Source organism: Vibrio sp. OPT46, from assembly GCF_015163535.1.
In the GTDB taxonomy this organism is placed as follows: Bacteria; Pseudomonadota; Gammaproteobacteria; order Enterobacterales; family Vibrionaceae; genus Vibrio; species Vibrio alginolyticus.
The window spans coordinates 111,170-111,959 of sequence record NZ_JADDYG010000898.1 but is presented as its reverse complement, the minus strand read 5'-3'; the positions used below and the strand labels follow the sequence as shown (position 1 = coordinate 111,959).

Here is a 790-nt window from a genome sequence, read left to right as displayed (position 1 = left end):
CTTACGGTAGGGCTTGCTTAGCATTTCTCCCCAAGAGCCTTTTTTCGCTGGTGCATTTGATTCTTCTGCTTTTGCTTGCTCTTCTTCACCGTAAGCGATCACTTTGCTGTCGCTAGGTAGTACAAAGATCATGACAACAGCGGCTGCCAATGGTGGGATACCACCAACAAGCATTAGGCTTTCCCATGGTGCATCGATGCTTGCAATAAACGCTGCATACGCACCCATTACCATCAGTGCAACAGAGAACATAGAAGACGCGAATGCCGTCAACTTACCACGTACCGTTGGCGTAAATAGGCCGATCATCAGGCTTACTGCCACGGTGAAGTAACCACCCAGTGACAAACCAATGATGAAACGCATTGCTGCCCATGTTGTGTAGTCGGTGAACATCATATTGATGATCGTTGCGCCACCGTTTAGGGCTGTGATGGTAATAAGAGTGGATTTCTTACCAAATTTTGTTGCGAACCAAGCACAGCTCAATGCACCGATAAGTGCACCAACCGACTGCCATGTATAGAACTGGGCAGTGTCTGACAGGCTAATACCATCATACGCTTCAACGATGTATGGGCGTACGTAGTCAATAATTACAAAGTTATAACAATAGAAAAAGTAACCAACCAGTATCGCTAGATAGGCAGCTACCCTTTGAATCATAGGAACTTCGCTCATGTGTCTTTTGGCATTCATGACCGATAAACCTCTATTTCACTTAGGATTTGTTGCTATTCAAACTTAAAGAACACGATCTTATTGGGATCATCTTCGATTTCGTGTCGTG

At 44.9% G+C, this 790-nt stretch carries 1 protein-coding gene; it reads right to left on the bottom strand.

What is annotated here, in order from left to right; all coding sequences use genetic code 11:
- On the bottom strand, positions 1–699 hold a 699-nt coding region (locus IQR33_RS35110; RefSeq protein WP_228014252.1), incomplete at its 3' end, for an MFS transporter.
- Positions 700–790 lie beyond the last annotated feature (91 nt).